Annotated in this window: 20 protein-coding genes; 7 read left to right on the top strand and 13 right to left on the bottom strand. The window is 39.2% G+C overall.

All coding sequences use genetic code 11. The annotated features are described in order from the left end of the window. Window positions 1-33 precede the first annotated feature (33 nt). Genes EU510_RS03845 through EU510_RS03835 form a run of 3 tightly spaced genes read right to left on the bottom strand, consistent with a single transcriptional unit; the run spans window position 34 to window position 3514 of the window. On the bottom strand, window positions 34-1305 hold the full coding sequence (locus tag EU510_RS03845) for a DUF3526 domain-containing protein (protein WP_149592336.1): 1272 nt from the start codon (window positions 1303-1305) through the stop codon (window positions 34-36). Next, entirely contained in the window at window positions 1302-2750 is a 1449-nt protein-coding gene (locus tag EU510_RS03840) for an ABC transporter permease (protein ID WP_149592335.1), read from the bottom strand. Before EU510_RS03840 ends, EU510_RS03845 begins: the two co-directional genes overlap by 4 nt. Next, entirely contained in the window at window positions 2750-3514 is a 765-nt protein-coding gene (locus tag EU510_RS03835) for an ABC transporter ATP-binding protein (protein ID WP_149592690.1), read from the bottom strand. The genes EU510_RS03840 and EU510_RS03835 overlap by 1 nt, the downstream gene beginning before the upstream one ends. A 421-nt stretch (window positions 3515-3935) precedes the next feature. Here EU510_RS03835 and EU510_RS03830 point away from each other — a divergent pair, with 421 nt between their 5' ends. From EU510_RS03830 to EU510_RS03810, 5 genes are all read left to right on the top strand, one after another. Next, window positions 3936-5198 (top strand): hypothetical protein, encoded by a 1263-nt coding sequence (locus tag EU510_RS03830; protein ID WP_149592334.1) that lies wholly within the window; start codon window positions 3936-3938, stop codon window positions 5196-5198. Then, window positions 5198-5638 carry a hypothetical protein gene (locus tag EU510_RS03825; RefSeq protein ID WP_149592333.1) on the top strand — a complete coding sequence of 147 codons (441 nt, stop codon included), beginning with the start codon at window positions 5198-5200 and terminating at the stop codon, window positions 5636-5638. Before EU510_RS03830 ends, EU510_RS03825 begins: the two co-directional genes overlap by 1 nt. Next, window positions 5631-7262 carry a diguanylate cyclase domain-containing protein gene (locus tag EU510_RS03820; RefSeq protein ID WP_149592332.1) on the top strand — a complete coding sequence of 544 codons (1632 nt, stop codon included), beginning with the start codon at window positions 5631-5633 and terminating at the stop codon, window positions 7260-7262. Before EU510_RS03825 ends, EU510_RS03820 begins: the two co-directional genes overlap by 8 nt. A gap of 177 nt (window positions 7263-7439) precedes the next feature. Next, a complete protein-coding gene (locus EU510_RS03815; RefSeq protein ID WP_149592331.1) occupies window positions 7440-8141 on the top strand; it encodes a metal-dependent hydrolase in 702 nt (233 codons plus the stop codon). A gap of 381 nt (window positions 8142-8522) precedes the next feature. Further along, complete coding sequence (locus tag EU510_RS03810) at window positions 8523-9125, top strand: thiamine biosynthesis protein ThiC (RefSeq protein ID WP_149592330.1); 603 nt, start codon at window positions 8523-8525, stop codon at window positions 9123-9125. Between the two features lie 276 nt (window positions 9126-9401). Here the strand turns inward: EU510_RS03810 and EU510_RS03805 are convergent, their stop codons facing one another. The 3 genes from EU510_RS03805 to EU510_RS03795 form a co-directional block, all read right to left on the bottom strand. Then, window positions 9402-10535: an MBL fold metallo-hydrolase gene (locus EU510_RS03805; RefSeq protein WP_149592329.1), complete on the bottom strand. Its 1134-nt coding sequence runs from the start codon at window positions 10533-10535 to the stop codon at window positions 9402-9404. A gap of 101 nt (window positions 10536-10636) precedes the next feature. Further along, window positions 10637-11596: a hypothetical protein gene (locus EU510_RS03800; RefSeq protein ID WP_149592328.1), complete on the bottom strand. Its 960-nt coding sequence runs from the start codon at window positions 11594-11596 to the stop codon at window positions 10637-10639. Between the two features lie 280 nt (window positions 11597-11876). Further along, window positions 11877-12491: a cold shock domain-containing protein gene (locus EU510_RS03795; RefSeq protein WP_149592327.1), complete on the bottom strand. Its 615-nt coding sequence runs from the start codon at window positions 12489-12491 to the stop codon at window positions 11877-11879. 396 nt (window positions 12492-12887) lie between these two features. On the opposite strand from EU510_RS03795, the gene EU510_RS03790 reads away from it, so the two are divergent. Then, window positions 12888-13508, top strand: coding sequence for a trimeric intracellular cation channel family protein (locus tag EU510_RS03790; RefSeq protein WP_149592326.1), 621 nt, complete (start codon window positions 12888-12890; stop codon window positions 13506-13508). A gap of 70 nt (window positions 13509-13578) precedes the next feature. Here EU510_RS03790 and EU510_RS03785 read toward each other — a convergent pair whose 3' ends face one another. Both EU510_RS03785 and EU510_RS03780 read right to left on the bottom strand, forming a co-directional pair. Beyond that, window positions 13579-14088, bottom strand: coding sequence for a DUF421 domain-containing protein (locus EU510_RS03785; protein ID WP_149592325.1), 510 nt, complete (start codon window positions 14086-14088; stop codon window positions 13579-13581). Window positions 14089-14195: 107 nt separating this feature from the next. Further along, entirely contained in the window at window positions 14196-14636 is a 441-nt protein-coding gene (locus EU510_RS03780) for a GNAT family N-acetyltransferase (protein WP_149592324.1), read from the bottom strand. A gap of 108 nt (window positions 14637-14744) precedes the next feature. Here EU510_RS03780 and gloA point away from each other — a divergent pair, with 108 nt between their 5' ends. Continuing rightward, the gene (gloA, locus tag EU510_RS03775; protein ID WP_149592323.1) at window positions 14745-15272 is read left to right on the top strand and encodes a lactoylglutathione lyase; all 528 of its coding nucleotides are present in this window, start codon (window positions 14745-14747) and stop codon (window positions 15270-15272) included. 65 nt (window positions 15273-15337) lie between these two features. On the opposite strand, the gene htpX is transcribed toward gloA, so the two are convergent. The 5 genes from htpX to EU510_RS03750 all read right to left on the bottom strand — a co-directional run bounded on the left by htpX (window position 15338) and on the right by EU510_RS03750 (window position 20857). After that, the gene (gene htpX, locus EU510_RS03770; RefSeq protein ID WP_149592322.1) at window positions 15338-16201 is read right to left on the bottom strand and encodes a protease HtpX; all 864 of its coding nucleotides are present in this window, start codon (window positions 16199-16201) and stop codon (window positions 15338-15340) included. Window positions 16202-16411: 210 nt separating this feature from the next. Further along, a complete protein-coding gene (locus EU510_RS03765) occupies window positions 16412-17995 on the bottom strand; it encodes an FAD-dependent oxidoreductase (RefSeq protein ID WP_149592321.1) in 1584 nt (527 codons plus the stop codon). 120 nt (window positions 17996-18115) lie between these two features. Further along, on the bottom strand, window positions 18116-18799 hold the full coding sequence (bioD, locus tag EU510_RS03760; RefSeq protein ID WP_149592320.1) for a dethiobiotin synthase: 684 nt from the start codon (window positions 18797-18799) through the stop codon (window positions 18116-18118). 28 nt (window positions 18800-18827) lie between these two features. Beyond that, entirely contained in the window at window positions 18828-19703 is an 876-nt protein-coding gene (locus EU510_RS03755; protein ID WP_149592319.1) for a methyltransferase domain-containing protein, read from the bottom strand. Beyond that, a complete protein-coding gene (locus EU510_RS03750) occupies window positions 19700-20857 on the bottom strand; it encodes an aminotransferase class I/II-fold pyridoxal phosphate-dependent enzyme (RefSeq protein WP_149592318.1) in 1158 nt (385 codons plus the stop codon). Before EU510_RS03750 ends, EU510_RS03755 begins: the two co-directional genes overlap by 4 nt. Between the last annotated feature and the right edge of the window lie 3 nt (window positions 20858-20860).

Below are 20860 nucleotides of genomic sequence, written 5' to 3'. Positions count from 1 at the left end.
TTGCGCTAAACAGCTATGTTTAGCGCTGTATTTTTATTTGCTGGTTTGCGTGGTGCTTTCAAAGCGTGGCATGTTTTCAAGGGCTGCTTTAGTTGGGTCGCCTTTGTAAAATAACCACGGGTAATAAAACTCGCGTAATTGTTGATGGTAATCTCTAATTTGCTGCTCGTAGTTATAAGCTGCCACCGAGTCGGTATTAGCTGCACGCGTTAGGCTACGTTGTAATAAAAGCGGTGGCGACAACCAAGATACAGTCCCCGCTAGCTCATATTTTTTAGCGGCTGAATCGCGGTAAGCTTGTGAAAGTTCTGCCGCTTTCAAGTCCCCCATTTGCTGAAATGCGTAATACCATTTCCATTCAAATTCACTGCTCATATCAACGTAAGGCGCAAGTGCTGGGTACTCTTTAATAAAAGCATTCATGGTGGTTGATTTATGTAAATCCCACGCGTCGTTTACCGCTTCACGCTGTGTAAGCACAATGTCGCCACCATTAGGAGAGTGCACCGTTTTATTAATAGCAAGGTCGCCTAAAATAGGAATAATAAAAGCAAATAACACCCACAAACCAATTAAGCTTGAAGCAACACGCGGCGCACTGGTTGCATTTTTACCTAACCACACACTAAGCACTGCCCAAAATGCAAGGTATGCAATGCATAAAAGTGATACATACGCCACTTTAAAGGCGCTTGCTCCAGCTATAAAAGCACCCACAAAAAATGGCAGCATTAAACACACTATTAACGCTACAAACCTCACGGTTATGCGTGCGCCCCATAAAGCAAAGTAAGACTTAGCAGTAGTTACTAATAGATCGTGCCTGCCGCTGGTGCGCTCGCTTGCAAATAAATCATGAAACAGCAAAATAATAACCAGTGGCGCAAGCGCACTAATTACAAACACAAAGTCTATTTTTCCGGCTTGTGCCAGCTCAGCATTTTGTGCATCGCTTTCGTAAATTTGCCCCTCAAGCGCCAACAAATTAATGCGGTGCTTCCACGGGAAAATATCGCGCTCACCTAATGCAGCAAATGCAAGGTTAGATGGCTGAGAGTACGTTAAATGAAAGCTGTAATACGCTAACATGCCCGCATCGTTTTGCTTTTGCTGTACGTTAGCGCGGTCGCTTTGATCTGCAGCTTTTAAACGCTCAATAGTTTGCTGCTGTTCGCTTACTTCGCTTAGCCCGCTGTAAATAGCAAAACCAGATAACACAAGGCTACAAAGCAGTAACACCACTACGTATTTTTGGCGCAGTAAAAAGCCCCATTCACGCGTAAATTGCTTAATTAAATAGTTCATGACAAACGCTTCCCTACAAATTTAATACCGCCTACTAGCACTGCTATCCACAGCAATAATTGTAAAAAAGCAGGTACACTTCTTTGTGCGCGAATATTTGCGCTATCTACAGTAAAGTTAAAGGCTTGCAGAATTTGCCAATTATCAGCGCTTACGCGTGCTTTTTGAGTCGCTGCGGCATTGGCATTGCGGTTCATGTCGTCTTGGTAGTTAAGTTTTTCAATGTGAACTTTATTAAGCCCTTGCACAAAATCAAAACGTAGTTGCTCGGTTTCGCGTAAAAATCGGTGGTGCGTTTCTATACTTGTACCCACAACAATCATAGAGAGCGAGCGAATAGCCACCATAGGGGATACCCAGCCAAAATAACGTGATACTTGCGTTTGTTTAAGCTCAGCTTGCATACGCTGTTCGGCAAATTGGTTTAGTACATCGGTTTGTTTTGCCTCTGACTCACTTGCCACTAACCCTCTAAAGTTTACTGGCAGCTCATCAATGCTATTTACGTTGTACTTTTCAAGGAGTGATTGTTTAAATTGCTTAAATGCAGGATCGTTCGTGTTATGGCCATCGCCTAGTTTTCTAAGCTCAGCTTTAACTGCAAAGTCGGTTTCTATTTTGCCCGTTGATGGTACAGCTGTTGATGCACTCGTACTTGCAACACGCGGCATAACAATACACAGTAAAATCCATACAAACGCAAGCGCTGTAAAGCTACCACTGTTTTTACTAAACACGCTCGATGCTAATAAAATGAGTAATACCCACACGGTTAAATATAAAGCGTAACCTACAACAAAGCTTGTAACTGCTAGTAAGCTTTCGCCCGCAGACATCGTAAATAAAGCCGATACTGCCAGTGGCGCAATAATTAAGCCCACAACAGAAAGTAACGCTAAACCTTTACCGACTATTAATGTAGTACCCGATGTGCCTTGCGCTAATAAGTATGAAAGCGTTTGCGATTCACGCTCACGACTAATAGAGCTGTAACCAATTAATATAAGAAGTAACGGCGCTAATGTTTGCACAATAAAAGCAGGTGTTAAACTACCTAATTTGGTAAGTGCTGTACCTTGTCGTTGGTCGGCAAACATTGCGCTGTTTTGCCTATGTCCTTCTAAAAATATTGAGTTACCTGTGTAAGCGTCAATACCTGGGTCGAGCGTGCTCAGTGGTGAAGGCGTTCTAAATGCATAGTGCCCATAGTGCACCATTCTGTGCGGGTGACGATCGGGTTGATCAACAAAGCTTTGCTCAGCATTTGATTGAAGCTCATGGCGAGCATGGCTAAGTTCATGCATAGTAATGGCGGTAACCACTACCGATGAAAGCGTTAGCAATAAACCAATAGCCAGCACAGTCATTGCTAGTTTTGAGCGTAGCCAATAGCGCCATTCATCTTTGGCGACTATAACCACTTTTGAAAAGTTATGTATGCTCATTACGCGCCTCTTTGCGCAAAAGCTGCATGCACTTGTTCAGTATCAATACGGCCATTTTCGGGCGCGTCAAATTCGCCCACCAGCTCACCCGCTCTTAGTAAACCAATTCGATTTGCTACCTGGCAGGCGCCATATACATCGTGTGTAACCATTAAAATAGTAGCGCCTGATAATGCAAGCTCACGTACTAACTGGTTAAACTCATCTATGGCAACAGGATCGAGGCCTGATGTAGGCTCATCAAGTAAAAATATCGGTGCTTCACGTAAAATAGCTAATGCAATCGCGGTTTTTTGTCTCATGCCTTTAGAGTATGTTTGCATAGGGCGCTCCCACGCCCCTTCTTGCAAAGCAACACGCTTAAACGCGGCATTAATCTGCTCGTCTGTTTTATTAATATCAGCAAGTGATAAAAAATATTCTACGTTTTCGCGTGCTGTTAAATGCGGGTACAACGTTGCAGACTCTGGTAAATACGCCGTTTTACCACGAACAAAGTCAAGTGCTTTACTCACCTCTTTGCCCGCTACTCGTACCGAGCCCTGCGTTGGTTTATTAAAGCCCAGTAACGTTTTTAAAGTGGTTGATTTACCCGCGCCATTACCGCCAAGTAATGCGTAAATTTCGCCTGAGCCCACCGTAAAATTTAAGTTTTTTAATATAGCGTTGTTTTTAATACTAAAACTAAGCGAGTCCACTTCAATAATGGCTTTATAATTAGCCCTCTTATTGTCATTATTTTGATTTTTTGATTGTTCTGCAATTGTAGAATCGTTATTAGATGTGTGGTTAACCGGTTGGTGTGTTGTCACATTCAAGCTCTTTCATGAATTAGAATGCGGCGAATGTTATACTATATCAATATTTAAATGCAACAATATAACGTTCAAATCATTAACAAACGATATAAAGTATATTTGTAAGTTACAAAGCCTACTGTAAATAGGTTTACTGGTATTTTATATATGCAGCTAACTCACCTGCATTTACTTAACTACTTGTATCAATTACGTTTTATAAATAATTTAGCGTTAAACAATCAAAATTTTGCGCTAATGCTAAATAATGTCATTTTCTTAAATTCATCATTCTTACGGATTTAGTTAAAGACCATGTTGATGAAGTTGGTAATTTAATAAATTGTGCTATCTTTTTATTATCTACATTATAAAAATACGGGCTAACATGTTGTTCCGAGGTACAATTGCCATAGCAATATTGGCAATCTCTGCTGCTAATAAAACCTATGCAAACGACATAGACGTACAATTTAGCGGTTTCGCATCCTTAACACTCAGCTACACGGACGATTCAGATATTGGCTTTGCATCGAGCTATTCAAATGTCAACGAATCTGGTTTTTCAGCAACGCGAGATTCAATTTTAGGTGGGCAGGCTAATATATCATTGGCCAAAAATTGGGACTCTGTGGTTCAAGTGGTCATTCAAGATCATGCTTTTAAAAGCTTTGATAATTTTTTAGAGCTCACATTTGTACGTTATCGTCCCTCGCGCCATTGGGCTGTTCGTGCTGGCAGGTTAAATAGCGATCTTTACTTACTGTCTGAATACCCTTACGTAGGGTATGCCTATTTATGGGTGCGCCCGCCGCATTCGTACTACTCGTTTGCAAACATTGCAGGAAATTTCGATGGTGTAGATGTTGAATACAGTAAAGCCATTAACGATGGTTTTTTACGTTTAAAACTTGCTTATGGTAGTACAACAGCCAAGCTACAAGCCTATAATGACGACTTTTTTATTGATTTTGATAACTTAACAACTTTTAGTGCAACCTACTCTTTAGATGCATGGACTATGCGCTTTTCATTATCAAAATCAGACTTTGGGGATTATAAGTTAACCGCTTTAGATGAGTATTTAGCCGCACTCGATGCCATACCACAAAGTATATGGCCGCAAGCACAAAAAATATCAAGCAAATTTAACACCAAAGGCAACAGTATAGAATACGCTGCGTTTGGGCTTACTTACGATCACAACAATTGGCTAATCCAATCTGAGCTAGGTATTTCAGAATCCGATTGGATAGTTGCTCCTTCAGTTATTAGTGGCTACATTAGTGCAGGTTACCGTGTAGATAACGCAATATTTTACACAGGTTTTACAGCGGCTAAACACCGCCATGACGTAATAAAAGTAAACGATCCCGCTTTTGCGCCAAGTACTCCCGAACAATTTTCAGTACCTATACAACAGCTCGCAGTTGCCAGTCAGTCAGCAGTTAAAATTACCAATGTTCACCAGCACTCAATTAACGTAGGCGTAAAATGGCAACTGTCTGAGCGCATAGCATTAAAAGCCCAGTTAGACCGCTTTGATATAAAACCTCAAGGTGCAGGCTTATGGAGTCTTAGTAACCCTTCAGATGTTGATGAGGGCCACAAAGTACATATACTTAGTCTAAATGCTAGTATGGTGTTTTAATGATGAGCCCTAGCAACCTATTTATAAACGCATTGCTGCCCTTGTGCCTGCTTGTTGTGAGCTTTTATGCTAAATCGACAGAGTTTGTCGTCGTTGTTAATAAAAGCAATGCAATTAACACATTATCAAAACGAGAAATTATTGATATTTACATGGGCCGCTATTTAACCTTCCCTGATGGTGAGACCTCAAAACCGCTTGATTTGCCCGCGCAATCAACATTAAAAAACGACTTTTACTTAAAACTGGTTAATAAAGACGAGCAAAAAATAAATGCGTATTGGGCAAGGCTTTTATTTTCAGGGCGCGCAAAGCCACCCACGCCTTCAACATCGGTAGAAGACGCAATAAATAAAATAGCTTCATCACAATTTGCAATTGGCTACATACCGCTATCGCAAGTTACAGATGCAGTAAAAGTGGTATACACATTTGATTAAAGTTATTAGCCAAAAACTCTATATACGGGTCGCTATATCAATTGCGTTAGTGGCTATTGTTGTGTCTTTAGTCTCGTCAACGCTGTCATATTATTCAGGCTTTAAAGAAAAGAAAAACACCAACTACTTACTCGTTCAACAATTAGCGCAAACAATGGAAAAAACAGCCGCCATAGCTGCTTATTTAAACGATAAAGAATTAAGCCAAGAAATAATCAACGGTCTACTAAGTAACGACCTAGTACAAGGCGCAAGCCTAGAAGGTGAAGCAAACGCAAAAGGCGACATGGCGTTATTTATTGCCAATGGCACTATTAATAAACAAAAAGAAGCTGTGTTAGTTAGGCTTGTGCACCCCTTTTTAGATGACACCTATATAGGGGCATTATCAATATATCCCGACGATAAGTTTATACAGCAACAAGCACAGGCAGCGCTTAAAAAAGAGTTTATATTAATGCTGATTCAATCTATTGTTATCGCATTTTTTGTATCGCTTGTAGTACAGCGTTGGCTTACTCAACCTATTCAAAACCTGACCGATAGCTTTGCTAAAATAAACCCAAGCGAGCCAGAAACCCTTAAAATGCTAACCTTTAAGCAAGGCAAGCGAGACGAAATAAGCCGTTTAACGCACGGTATAAATGCCTTAATGAACGAGCTGCATTTAACTATTAGTAATGAGCAAACACTGCGTAAAAAAACCCAAGAGCTAGAAGCCAAGTTTAGACTTATTTTTGAACAAGCCAGCGCAGGTATTTGTTTACTCGATAGCAAAAATAGTATCACCACATTTAACCCTGCATTTAAGCATTACTTTACTGTACCTGGCGAAAAAGAGTTACCAACCTTAAATTTTCCTGAGTTACTAAGCAATGAAGACGAGTTACAAAGCCTACTGGACGATATTCGCTCTGCTAAAAACCCACCACAAACCACCTTAGATGTTGAGTGTAAAGTTGGCTACAAAACGGTGTGGTTTCATTGCTTATTTGTAAGATTAACAGACCAAAGAGAAAGTAAACGAAGCCCTAAACAAGAGCAACTAGTAGAAGTAATTTTACACGATGTAACTGAGCGCGCAGAGCGTGAACTACAAACCCGCTTTGAAGCCGATCACGACCCGCTCACCGGCTTATTAAACAGGCGTGCCGGTGATAAACGCCTTAAAAAAGCACTGCGTGAATGTATTAAACATAATGAACACTTAGTGCTTATGATGATTGATTTAGATAAGTTTAAACCCATAAACGACACCTACGGCCACGAAGCCGGCGACAAAGTGCTAATTGAAATAGCGCACAGATTTAAAACACTGTTTCACGAAAAAAACGACATGTGTATCCGCCTAGGCGGTGACGAATTTATTGTTGCAAGGCAAATTAAAACCTACGATAAAGCGGCAACACAACAAAAAGCGAACGCCTTACTCAATGAGTTAAAACACGATATTAATATTACACAAAATAAAACATGCGCAGTAGGTGCAAGCATAGGTATTGCAGTAGCCCCAAATGATGGTAACGAACTAGTTGCGTTAATGCTAAACGCAGACAACATGCTCTACCACATTAAAGAAACTGGCCGAGGGCAAATTGCATTTTTCGATGAGTTTAAAAAATAGCGATTAGTAATAAACGGCAAAAGTTATCACTTCGTCGATTCAAATATCACGTTGATGTAATAAACCACGGTTAATTAAACTAACAAAAACATATTTTAAACCTAACCTCTAAAGTACATTGAACAATTAAGTTTTTGATTGCTAGAATGCCAACCTATTTTTCTATCAAGAGATACAATGGCAAATTTCAATACTCACCTTAATACTGCAGTCATCGTCACCGGTTTAGGTTCAGCCACTTTATTATCTGCAGGCCATGTTGATTTAAACGGCGCGCTTTGGTTATGGTTTTTAGGCTCTATTGGCGGCTTATTACCCGACATAGACTCAGATAACTCCACATCGCTCGATACTATTTTTAACTTATTTGCACTGAGCGCTGTATTACTGGTGCTGCATTACATAACCACCGAGCTCATTATTACAATTAGTTTTGTTGAGTTAATAGTAGTGCCGTTATTAGTGTACGGGTTTATGAAATACATTATCAGACCCATTTTTGAATGGATCACAGTGCACAGAGGTAGTTGCCACTCTTTACTATTTATACTGTTATGCGCGCTATTAACAACTCAACTAACATGGAAGCTGAATGACCAATCCACTACACAAGCAGCCGTCTTTGCCTGGTTAACGGGTGGATTTATTTTACTCGGCGGGTTAATTCATTTATTGCTAGATGAAATTTACAGTGTAGATTTAAGTAATGTCACCATTAAACGCTCTTTTGGTACGGCTTTAAAAATAGCTGACTTCGATAATAAATTAATTACGTTGGCATCAATAGTTGCTATTACAGGTTTAATTTATGTTGCACCCCCTACCAAGCAAACAATCATAGCGTTAAGTGACTGGTCTAATTTTAGGTTTTTATCTTAATAAAGCCGATTTAAGCCCTTGTACAACCTTATCCGACTAAAGTAAGTAGCTTTGTTCAAAGTCGCTTATGCCCATTGCCAAAATGCATCTAAATACCCTCTTAGTAATTAAAAGTTAATTCACAAAGAGGGTATAAGGCGCAGTGCTTTTAAAGGTTTAAAAGCTTAACTCAATGCGACTTTGCCAGTTTAAGTTTTATAAAAAGCTAATGCTTGAGTCTATTTGTAATTAATTATTATTTTTATTGGTTTTAGTGAAATTTTAAAATCGCTTTGCCTGTCTTATAGTTTCAATATTTATATAAAAGTTTCAACGGTTTGATGTGTGCAAACTTACTGCATCTTTTAAAAGCGTTAAATATAAAATCAAAAGAGGTCCATAATGGAATTTACACATAAACGCACTACCCTAATTACAGCATCGTTATTGTTGATATTGGCGATATCACAGGGTATTTATTCAGCCCTTTACAGTGCTGAAATTAGCTTTTCAAGACAGGTTGCTTGGGGGCTAGAAGCACTAATATTTACTTTACTTGTTGCCTTTGCAGGCACAGCTATGGTGCAAACAAAAAACGCTCAACTAGGCTGGTCGGCTATCGCGTTTAGCGCAGTACTTAACATAGTACAGGTGAGCGTTGGCCTTACATTGTTTTCTACATTTGGAAAAGTTGCAGGCACAGTAGAAGGCGCACAACCTTTAATTGGTGGCGTAGTTTCGTTGTCATTCATGATTTACTACGCAGCTAAATTATTATTAGGATTAGCAGCACTTGTATTTGGCCTATCATTTATCGCTAAAGGCGGCAAAGCCATTGGTAATATTACAGCCCTTGCAGGCGCAATTGCAATGCTTGCCAATGGTATTTTAATTACCTGTGGCCGTGATGGATTTCTGCCATCAGGTGTTGCTGGCGCATCAGGCATGATTGCAACGTTACTTTTAGCAATCTGCTTATTTGGTCTTAACCGTAAACAAGATTAATACTTAATCTCTTATTAGTAAGGTATTAAGTTAAATAATGTTTAAACATCGGCGTGAATTAGGTTGCTAATCCGCCGATGTTTTACATTTAGAGTGATGAGATTTACAACCTTAATTATGTATAGCTAATTCACAAAGAGATTATGAGGCGCTTCGCTTTTAGAGAATAGAAATAGCTAATATCAAAACCTTTAAACCAATTCATATTTTAATGTATGAAGTCAAGATTTGACCCCTTCAGCTTTGACCCCTTCAGCTATTTGACCCCTTCAGCTATTATTTGCACTTACACCAGTTTAAACCTTTCGATGCCACCCACCCTTTGCCGTTAGATTCGAAAATGACATTTTGCTTAGGTGTGTTAAAGGGTCTGCACAATGTACATGCTCTTTTAGCAACTGATTGCAAGTAAGAGTTCCCTGGCCGTGATTTATACTTTCCGTCACTACGAATAAGAATGCTTTCATTTGTAATAACATTGTTATTTGTTAGTTCTTGATATGCGTTTTTGTTATGTTCTGAGCCATGGTGAGGTGCAGTGATAATAGAATCATTCCCAACGTCCCGTAAGTTATAATTTAAAGCTAAATCTGAGTCAGCGCTGAAGAGTACATTTGCTCTTCCATTTTCTGTGGGAGAATGGAAAACAAGACTTTCTTTGTTAGCCTTGCTTAATGATAGATACTCTAAGGCTGATTTACGCTTTGAAATTTGAAATGTTTCTCTTGAATTTATAGGCTTCAGGTATTTTTCACCACAGTTTTTTGTGGGCTTTTGGCCAAATTCAAACCATCTTATCTTGGCCCCAGAATGATAGGCTAATATTGCCATCTCTCTAATTTTTTCTGCAGTTTGAATTGCATCAATATATATATCTATTTTTCTATCCAGCATTTTATGAATATGACGGTGGTATAAATACTCAGAAGAAAAGCGAAATTTCCATTCATTATTTTTTCCTTGTCTTTCAATTGATGAATAAATCCTTGATATGTCAATATATGATTCATCAGGTCTTAAATTTTCAATACAATCTGTATTTATACTTTCACCTATTTCTTCTAGGTTGATCTCATCTCCCAGATATTTATCCACTATATCCTTGTGGGCTTCAAAAATGAATTCGTCAGGTGTGTTTATAAGATCTTCTAGCCTGCTGGTCCAAACACCTGGTAGCCAGACTTCTGCAATGCTAAACCCTTGCTCTAATAATCCAAGTAAACCATTTATATGATCTGCATCAGCATGGGTGCAAACTAATATGTCTATAGACTCAGAATTTGTTGTTCTTAAAAATTGCTGTGGGAATCCATTTCTAGATTTTCCACCATCAACAAGGATTTTTCGTTTTTCCCTTTCTAAATAAAAGGCGTCCCCCTGGTTGACACTTATCGAGATGAATTTTTCCAATTAAACTCCTAATGCTTCTAACGCTTTGCTAAGAGGAAAATAATGGTTGGCTATAATCGCGAAGCGATGGCCAACTGCTATTATTCCGTTTAAGCAACTTATTAGCCATTTTTGACCAGATAAAAGATGAATCCTTGCCGAGGTAAAATACCTCCCTCAACACGATAAATTTTTTGAGTTGAACTTTTAGTTATTAACCTTGGTAATGATGACATCAAAGGAGAAACATCAAAGTCATACTTCTCAGGAAAGTTAACAATTATGTCAGCACCGATAACAGGGACTTTTGTTGCTTGAGCATCTGTAATATCTCCGAGGTAAGCTCTTCGAAATACAGTTTTATACTCTACGTAGCTTTCAGGTGGAATATTGACCGTATATTCCACCGAAGTATGCTTACCGTCAGTGTTTACATCAATATTTTTGTTATTACTCAAATCAGAAGGATCATAGTGGACTAAAACCTCTCCAGCGATACTAAGACATTCTGCAGAAATAATTTCGTATTCTTCACCACCAAGAGAATCAAGCTCCAACTTAACTGGATCAGAAACAGCCTCTTGGCTTAAGTTATGAAGTTCATACCTAGTAGTTTGAGTGCAAATAACTTTACCACCTGACTCTTCAAAGTTATAAATCCATTTTGCTTCACGCCTAACAACTTTATTTTCAATAATCTCTTGCTTAATTATTTTAAAAATTTCTTCTGGGATAATCGTTTTAAAAAGACTATCAAAAACATTAACATTGACCGCTTCATTTAACTTTATTAATTCGTTTTCTTTTTCTTTCTGCTGACTACTTTGTAGTTTATTAGCAACAAATACAGTTATAAAAATTGCAGCTGCAAGGCCGTATAAGAAGTTCTTTACTAAATTAATAATTTGATGCCATAAAGGATAAACAATCTCTAAAGTAGTGGTTATATTACCATCTTTATCAAGCAAACTTTTGGGTCCTATTTCTACAGTCAAGTGTGAAGATAAAACATCTAAAGCAAACGCTGAAAAAGCAACAAAAAGAACTAAAACAATGTAACCTGATATTTCTCTATTCTTCAAAACTACCTCGTAAATATTAATAATGGCTAACGTCTTATTGAACCCCACTTTGGGGTTTCTAACACCCCAAAACGGCGTATATTACGTTGTCCGACAATTACACTAAACAACTCGTTTATAAAAAATAATTACAATTACTACTCAGTAGCCTTTGATATTTAACCCCAATAACGCCTTTTAATAATGTTATGGGGCAAAAATTACATGGCTGTATTTATACACAGCCATTAATTAACTCTATTTTTATTTAACCAAACTTTTAATTGAACGATTTATGAAATTACCACTCATCTTGGAACCTTGTATCTCTCTCACAAGGGTCACCATCTCTATCGCCATCCATTTTTGTATTCGGGCAATTATTAATAAAAAACACAGCCTCTTCACGTGAGCGCATTTCAGTACAATATTGCCTGCCATCACAGGTAAAATTTTGCGTGTTTTTTGGTATCACGATTTTTGGGTATTGCTCATCGAAGGTGGCTAAATCGTCGTTGGTAATAACGGAAGTGTGGCTATTAAATTGCTCGTTACTTTTATAATGGTTGTATTTACTTACTGCGACAAAGCCAAGCACGGCGATAATGCTAATGGAGGCAACTTTGCCTAAAAAGCTACTGGTAAAATTAGACTTGGCAATACGGTGTGGCTGTTGTTTGTGTTTTTGATAAGGTGCTTTAAGCTCTGCAACGCCTTCTATGCGGCAGTTAATGGCTTTGGTTTTACCATCGGGCTGCGTAGCAACTTCAAAATAAATGGTGTCGCCCACTTTAGGCTTGCGGCTCATGTGTTTGAGCGCTGATATGTGTATAAACGTGTCGTGTTCTAGAGAATCTGATTTAATAAAACCAAAACCTTTGTCGGTTTTCCACGTCTTTAACAATCCTTTGTTCATGTACCCGCCTATTATGCTTAAGCTGCGTTTTACGCAAATTCCATTTAGTTAACACTTGTTATTATACGTTCCTAAATTAGGACGATGCAACCACATATTCATGTTGCGTTAATTTTACGCTTTACTTAATTATTAAATTCAGCTTAAAAATAAACGCGCTAAAAACAACTAAAACTCAACTTATTTTATTTATAATTTGCGGCCAAATGTCCTTTAATTCATATCAACCATTACGCACTCACCCACCAACTTAACAGCTTGTTTACACTCGATTTTGTTATTAGTTATTTTTATCTAAATTAACCTTTTTTAGTACGATTTTTCATTCGTTATTTACTTAATTTATCTATACAATCCACACCTTATTTTTACGCACGTATTTTAAGTGATTATCTCATGTTACTAACCGTTGTTTATATTATTGGTATTACCGCAGAAGCCATGACCGGCGCACTTAGCGCTGGGCGTATGAAAATGGATTGGTTTGGCGTAGTGCTGGTAGCAAGTGCAACGGCAATTGGCGGTGGCAGCGTGCGAGATATTTTACTAGGTAATTACCCGCTTACCTGGGTACTACACCCAGAGTATTTATTAATTACCTGTATTGCCGGTATTGTCACTACGTGGCTGGCTAAGTGGGTAGTTAAATTTAAAGGCATTTTTATGCGCTTAGACGCACTGGGCCTTGCTGCCTTTAGTATTATTGGCAGCCAAGTGGGGCTAAATATGGGATTGCATTATGGTATTTGTGTAGTGGCTGCGGTTGTAACGGGTGTTTTTGGTGGCTTACTACGTGATTTAATATGCCGCCAAGCGCCGCTTGTATTACATAACGAGCTATACGCGAGTGTATCGTTACTTGTAGCTTGTTTATACTTGGCGCTGCACCATTACAATATTGATGACAACATCAGCATTATTGCAAGCCTTGTTGCAGGCTACTTAATACGTATGGCTTCAATTCGCTTTAAATGGCGCCTACCTACCTTTAGTTTATTAGAGCAGCACGCTAAATAAAAATAAGCTTAATACAAAATAAGGCAGGTAATATACCTGCCTTAGTTAATATAATTATTAGCGTATTACTTTACTGCCCGCTTACATCACTTAGCGCGGTTTTTATCCCGCTGTTATTTTGCTTAAGTACGCTAAAACTGCCATCGGTTTCTAGCACTACGGCGGCTACATCTTCTATGGCTAATATACCCGCACCACGAATAGCGGCGCGAATTTCTGATTTAGTTACCCGCTGCGACTCAAGTGCTGCCGTGCAGTATTCACCATCACTTAGTAAGAGCGTGGGCTCTGCTTTTATGAGTGAAGCAAATTTAGATGAGCGCACACTAAGCCACGTAATAACATATTGCAGCCCTATTAACACAACAAACGCGAGTATGCCCTCTATCAGCGCAACGCTTTTTGAAATGATCACCGAGGCTAAAATAGATCCCAGCGCAATAGTGACTATAAAGTCGAACACGTTCCATTTAGAAAGCGTACGTTTACCCGATATACGCAGCCAAAACACCAGCGCGATATAACCTAGTACGCCAATGATAAGTACACGTATTAAGCCCTGCATATCATCAAAAAACATAGTCACTCCTTTATATGCGTTATTTACTTTGTGTAAGTAATTTCTGCAGTAGTTAATTAAACCCTACATGGCACTTAGTTAAATAACGATGAATAAAGCGCCCTATTTTATTTTGCTAATTGTTTTACAAACTTAATTTTACTGAGCATCGTACTGTGTTTATCGACATAGCCACCTATGTAATAGCCATTTGTGATTAACATAGTGAGCATTTGAGGAAACCGGTTCATCGATTTTACATGTATATGGGTATAGCCTTGCTCCGCGGCCCATTGCTCTTGCCTAATAAGTAGCTTTTTAGCTATACCACGCCTTCGGTATTTATGATGTACGCCACCAAGCCAGCTATAAAACTGCGAATTAGACTGCTCATAGCCAATTTTAAAACCGACTAATTCATTTTCATGGTAGGCCACTAATATAAGTGCTTTTTTATTATTTAAGCGGCTATCCAAAGCTTGGTTATCAATAGTGGTTAAAAGTTCGGGAATATGTTTACTTACAGCGGTTATATCCTTAAATGTGCCCGTGGTTATTGTAATAGCCATGTACTTCCTTATTTTAAAATTGCGCTATGTAATTTAAACGACGGTTGATTATAATAATTTAAGCATTATATCTCTATTTTCGCTTCTTAATTTATACAAAGGATTACCATGTCTAACTATAACGAATCGCCAGAGCAAATTGAACAGGCCACTAAAGGCTATGTGATGCAGCAAACTATGTTGCGTATTAAAGATCCAAAACCGTCGCTCGAATTTTATCAAAATGTATTAGGTATGAAGCTGTTAGGTAAGTATGACTTTCCTGAAATGAAGTTTACATTGTACTTTTTAGGCTACGAGCCTGAGCAGCCAGAAGGTGATGATAAAACTAAGGCTAAATGGGTATTTGGCCGCCCTGCGCTAATAGAACTTACCCATAACTGGGGCACAGAAGACGACGATAGCTTTGAGGGTTACCACAGCGGTAACCAAGAACCGAAAGGCTTTGGTCACATAGGTATTAGTGTACCCGATGTATACGCAGCGAGTGAACGCTTTGCAAAGTACGATGTAGAATTTGTTAAAAAGCCAGACGATGGCTCAATGAAAGGCTTAGCATTTATTAAAGATCCTGACGGCTACTGGATTGAAATACTCTCCCCAGAGGGCATTACCGATATTATTTTTGGTAAATAACCAGCTCCCACACACTAAAAAGCCAGCTATTACGCTGGCTTTTGTGTTTTTAAATAAGGGTTAGCTTATTTACGCAGAGCGTCTATTCGCGCTTCAAGCGGTGGGTGCGATGAAAACAGCTCAGCAACACCTTTACCACTTGCAATACCAAAGGCCATCATTGAACCTTGTAATTGCGACGGGTGGTTTTGCTTTAATCGCTCAAGGGCTGATCGCATTTTGTCAGCACCAACTAGTTTTGCTGCGCCGCTGTCGGCTGCAAATTCACGTTTACGACTGTAACTTGCAACCACTATGCTTGCGAGTACACCAAATAATACTTGGAATAACATATCGAATAAGAAGTATGTCCAGCTACTACCGCCCTCTTCTTCATCGCTATTTATAAAGTTATCTACAATGCCTGCCAGTACTTTTGCGGCAAATATTACAAATGTGTTTACCACGCCTTGTATTAGCGTAAGCGTTACCATGTCGCCGTTAGCCACGTGCGATACTTCGTGGGCGAGTACAGCTTCGGCTTGATCTTTGGTCATGTTGTGCATTAAGCCTGTGCTTACTGCCACTAACGAATTGTTTTTACTTGGGCCCGTTGCAAACGCGTTCATTTCTGGGCTGTCGTAAATTGCCACTTCTGGCATTTTAATACCCGCTTTTTGTGCTTGCGCAGATACCGTTTGTACAAGCCAATGTTCGGTTTCATTTCGAGGCTGCGTAATTACATGCGCGCCTGTTGATTTTTTAGCGATCCATTTCGACATAAATAACGAAATAAACGATCCACCAAAACCAAATACGGTGGCTATAAGTAAAATTCCGCCTAGGCTACGATGGCTTAAGCCCAGCGCACTCATTATTATTGAAAGCACTACACCTAATACCAACATAACCGCTAGGTTAGTTAATAAAAACAAAAATATACGTTTCATATTGTCCTCACAAAAATAGGTTTGATCACCGAACATAAAATTAAATTAGGTTAAAGCAATCACTGCGTTATGACACACTATGTCATAACGTTAGTGCTATTCTGTGACAAACTATGTCATAACACAAGTGTTATTTATGTGTTTATTGATAATTTTTTTAAGAAGGGTTTTACAGCAAATTTAAGACTAAAGTTTTTATAGATCCGCTTATTACAAGCTGTTATTTAGCTCTGCCATATCGATTGGAAAACCACGCTCGTGTGCCAATATGCGTGCAACTTCGTCAATTTTTTCGCCGCTATTATGTTTAAGGTACGACCATTGGTGGGTACTGCGGTGATGATTTACAGCAGGATCGCTACTTATTATTCCTAATTTTATAAACTCACCCACTATTTGATCTGCCGCTATTAACGTTGACGATGCTTTTACATTTTCAGCCCGTGCGTAACTAATATGCGAATATAAACTTACATCGGCTACGCGCAAAGTATCGTCATCACCTGGGATTTGTTGCCCGCCATACAAGGCATTATTTTGTGTGCTAGCAGTTTTAAATGCAGGTACAAACTCCGCTACATAATCAATTGCTGTTTGAGTGCGTGTTTGCAATGCTGCTTCATCCCAGCCATCTTTAATATAATGCAGGTATTTATTGGGAATTTTAGGCTGTGCGCTCATTGGCGTTGCATCAGCTAAGCCATCATTAAACAATGTAATGTTGTTAGTCATGCCATGTATTTGAAAGTAACCATTAGGGTAAGGGGTTAGCTGCGCCATACCTTCTGGCGTACCTCGGTTACCATAAATAATTATTTCGGGTATTTGTCCACCAGCACCTTGCCAATGAGTAATGTAAGAGGCTTTAAATTCGACCATGCGTTTTACATCTACACCAACCATGTCGTCAATAATACCGGTTTGAAAACCACACGCATTAATTAGGTAATCTACCTCAATGGTTTGTGAATCGGCTTGTGTATCGGTTGAAGTATCAGGTTTTTCATTAAGATTTAGCTCTGATTGATATTCAATGCGCCATTTAACTGTTTGCTTATCATTATTGGTATTTATAACTGGCGATACATTTTTAACACTGGTGCTTGTTAAAACGTGAGCATGTTTATACTCGGCAAGCGCGAGTTGTGCACTGGCCGATAAACGAAATATATTCCAGCCATATTCTTGTGCAACAATTAGCGGAAACTTTAGCTTATCTAAATCTAAATGCTTAGCAACGGGTATCATCCACTCATCTAACGACGTTGGCTTGGCTACTTGCTTTTGCTTGGCAAGCTTTAGCATTTGCTCATAACTATATAACTGATAATAATGCTCTGGCTCGCCTAATACTTTATTAGCGCTGTCTTGCTCAACAAGCTCGCTATAGGCTTTTACCAATTTATTTAAACGCGGAAATAAATCCTCCGGTGAGTCGTCATCGCGCTTGGGTACGGCAAATACTGTGGGGCGAACATCTATGGTGTAAGGATAAAGGCGAGCAATATCTATACATTGCTTGAGTAAATCTATGCAGTCTTCGTCGGGGATTTCACGATATAAGTTGCCACCTGCATGCAAGTGGCACATTGGAGGGCCATCAATTAACGACTTTTTCTTTTCAAACACATAAGTCTCTAACCCTAACGCAGCAAGCCTAATGGCTATTGTGGCACCAGCTGTACCCCCACCTATTATGCCTACGCGTTTTTTAGGTAAGCCATAGTTTAGTGCTTTTGGCTCAGCGCTTACGTGCGCATCTGGGGCGTAGCTTTCAATAAATGGGGGCGTCATATAGTGGTTATGTCCTTAGTAACATTGTCTTTAAGCAAACTATGTATTTATAAAGGTTTATATGTGTACTAAGGCTGACTATTTCAAGATTTACCTAAAAAGTAACTTTTTTAAAACCACTTAAGTGTTAATAGATAACGCACTAAGCAAGCTTTTGTATATTTGTAACTTAGGGGTTTGCTCGCTGTATGGACTTATGGCAAGTATTGGAAACGGTAAACGTGCTTTAAGTGAATCAAGGTTTGCTTGGTACTCGTCCATGTTTTTATCTACTTGGTTTGCAATCCAACCAACGCAGTTTATACCCATACTTTGCATATGCGCAGCGGTTAATAACGCATGATTTAAGCAACCTAGCTTCATACCAACAACCAGTATTACCGGCATTTTTTCTGCTTTAACCCAGTCGTATAAATAATCGTTTTTATTAATAGGCAATGCCCAACCACCAGCACCTTCGGTAAGTATAAAATTAGCGCCCTGCTGTTTTACGTTTTTATAAGCATCGCTTAGTTTATCAATAGTAATACTAACTCCCACTTGCTCAGCGGCTATGTGCGGCGCAATAGGTGGTGCAAACGCAAACGGATTTACTACGTCGTATTTTGCGCTCACTGTTGCGCTTTCCATTAGTATGAGGGCATCAGCATTTACTAGCTGATCGAACGCCATTTCGCAACCAGCAGCAAGAGGTTTAAAGCCAATGGCTTGTTTTTTGTGTTGGGCAAGTAACTTTAATAGCAAACTGGTAACGTGGGTTTTTCCGGCATCGGTGTCGGTGCCTGTTATAAAAAATTCTTTCATGCGTTGCCTTTAATGTCTTTGGGCTTATTTAGTGTTTTTCTAATGATAACAGCACCACATGATAAGACACACATGCTTTGTTATTTATAAGCGGATACGCACTGCATACTTTTTTAAGCGACGATTTGGTAAGTAACCCTTGGCGCGTATTGGTATGATTTTGCGTTGTTGCACCAATAGCTTTAATTGAAGCAATAGCTTTTAAAGGTGTTATGTATTCATCGGTGTAAATACGTTTTTGAGCGCTGTTAATAGTAAAACCTGCTTTTTGGACTGATTGGTTTATATGCAACTCACTATTAAAGGTATTTATGTGGCTGTTAGAATCAAGCGCTGCAAAGGCTGTTTTTATTTCGTTAAGTGAGCCCTCTACCACAGCGCTTATGTACGCCTGCCCGCCTGGTTTTAATATGCTGTAAAGTGATTGCATTAAAGCCGAAAAATTAGCAGACCACTGCACTGCAAAGTTACTGTAAATAACATCAACACTGTTTGCTTGCAGCGGTAAGTTATCCATATCGGCGCATATTTTGGGTGCGGTTAAATCACTACTTTGCAACATGTTTAAGCTCAAATCTATTGCTACAACGCTTGCAAACATACTTTGTAAGGTATGCGTATTAACAAGTGGGCCTGCGCCTAAATCAACACAAAGCTTATTTTTATTAATGCCTGGTTTTATTAGCGAAAATAGATCGCTCGCAGCATGTTTTTGTACATTTGCATGGGTGTTATAACTCGCTGCCGCCTTTGAGAACTTACTTTGAGTAGACTTTTTAAGATCCTTGTTTAGCTCTCGACTTGATTCTCTATTTAACTCGTCATTTAAATCGTTACTTACTAGGCACGGTTTTACAAGTTGTGTTTGCACTAGGTCTGTTTTTAATACCGGCTGAGCAGTCATGCTATTGCACCTACTAAATGCTTAACTAAGTGCGTTATATCTTGCTCGGAATGTGCAGCGGTTAAAGTAATGCGTAAACGTGAGGTGTTATGTGCAACCGTGGGCGGTCTAATTGCAGTGAGCCAAATACCCTGTTGTTTAAGTTTATCTGCGGCTTGCAACGTTTGCTCAGCGCAGCCTAATACTATGGGTTGTATGGCTGTGTTTGATTGCATTACAGCAATATTATGGGTTTTAGCGAGTTGCTTAAATAATGCAATATTAGCATTAAGCTTATCGCGTTTATCATCAGCTGTTTTTATGCTTTTAATACGCGCAAGTGTGTGGCTTGCCATAAGCGGTGATATGGCGGTTGAATAAGTGTAATCGCGATTAAATTGCAGCATGTAATCAATAAAMTGTTTACTGCCTAATACACACGCGCCACTACTGGCAACGGCTTTACCAAAGGTAATAACTAAAATATCTGGAAGTGTAATACCCTCTTCTAAAAGTACTTCGCAACTACCAAGCCCTGTTTTACCCAAAGCGCCGAAGCCGTGGGCATCATCAATCATTAACCAGGCATTATGTTGCTTTGCCAAGGCGAGTAATTCTTTTAATGGCGCGGTATCGCCATCCATCGAAAATACGCCTTCGCTAATAATTAGCTTGTTTTGCGCTTTTGATTTTTCGAGCCGTGAACGTAAATGATTCATTTCGTTGTGATTAAAACGCACTAAAGCCGCGTTAGAATGCATAGCACCGTCAATCAAGCTTGCATGGTTTAACTTATCTTGAAAAATAGCACTGTTTTGCGCAGCGGCTTTATCTTGAAACAATGCTTTAATTACGCTGCTATTAGCGCTAAATCCTGAGTTAAATAGCATCCCTTCGCCATAACCAAATTGCTCGCATAAGCATTGTTCAAGCGCTTTTTGCTGCGTCTGATAACCTGTCACTAATGCAGAGCTGTGGCTGCCTAATGCTTGGGAGTCATTAAGATTAACAGCCTCATCACCAAAGCCTAAGTAGTCGTTACTGGCAAAGTTAAGGTAGGTTTTATTATTAACCGTTATGGTGCGCGCTGTAGCGTGTTGTACTATGTGGCGTTTACGAAGTAACGCATCTTGCTGGCGATCCTGCAGATGCGTATTTATAAAATCAAAAGGCATAGA

The organism is Pseudoalteromonas sp. FUC4 (assembly GCF_008370255.1).
In the GTDB taxonomy this organism is placed as follows: domain Bacteria; phylum Pseudomonadota; class Gammaproteobacteria; order Enterobacterales; family Alteromonadaceae; genus Pseudoalteromonas.
This window is presented reverse-complemented; position numbering and strand designations above follow the sequence as displayed.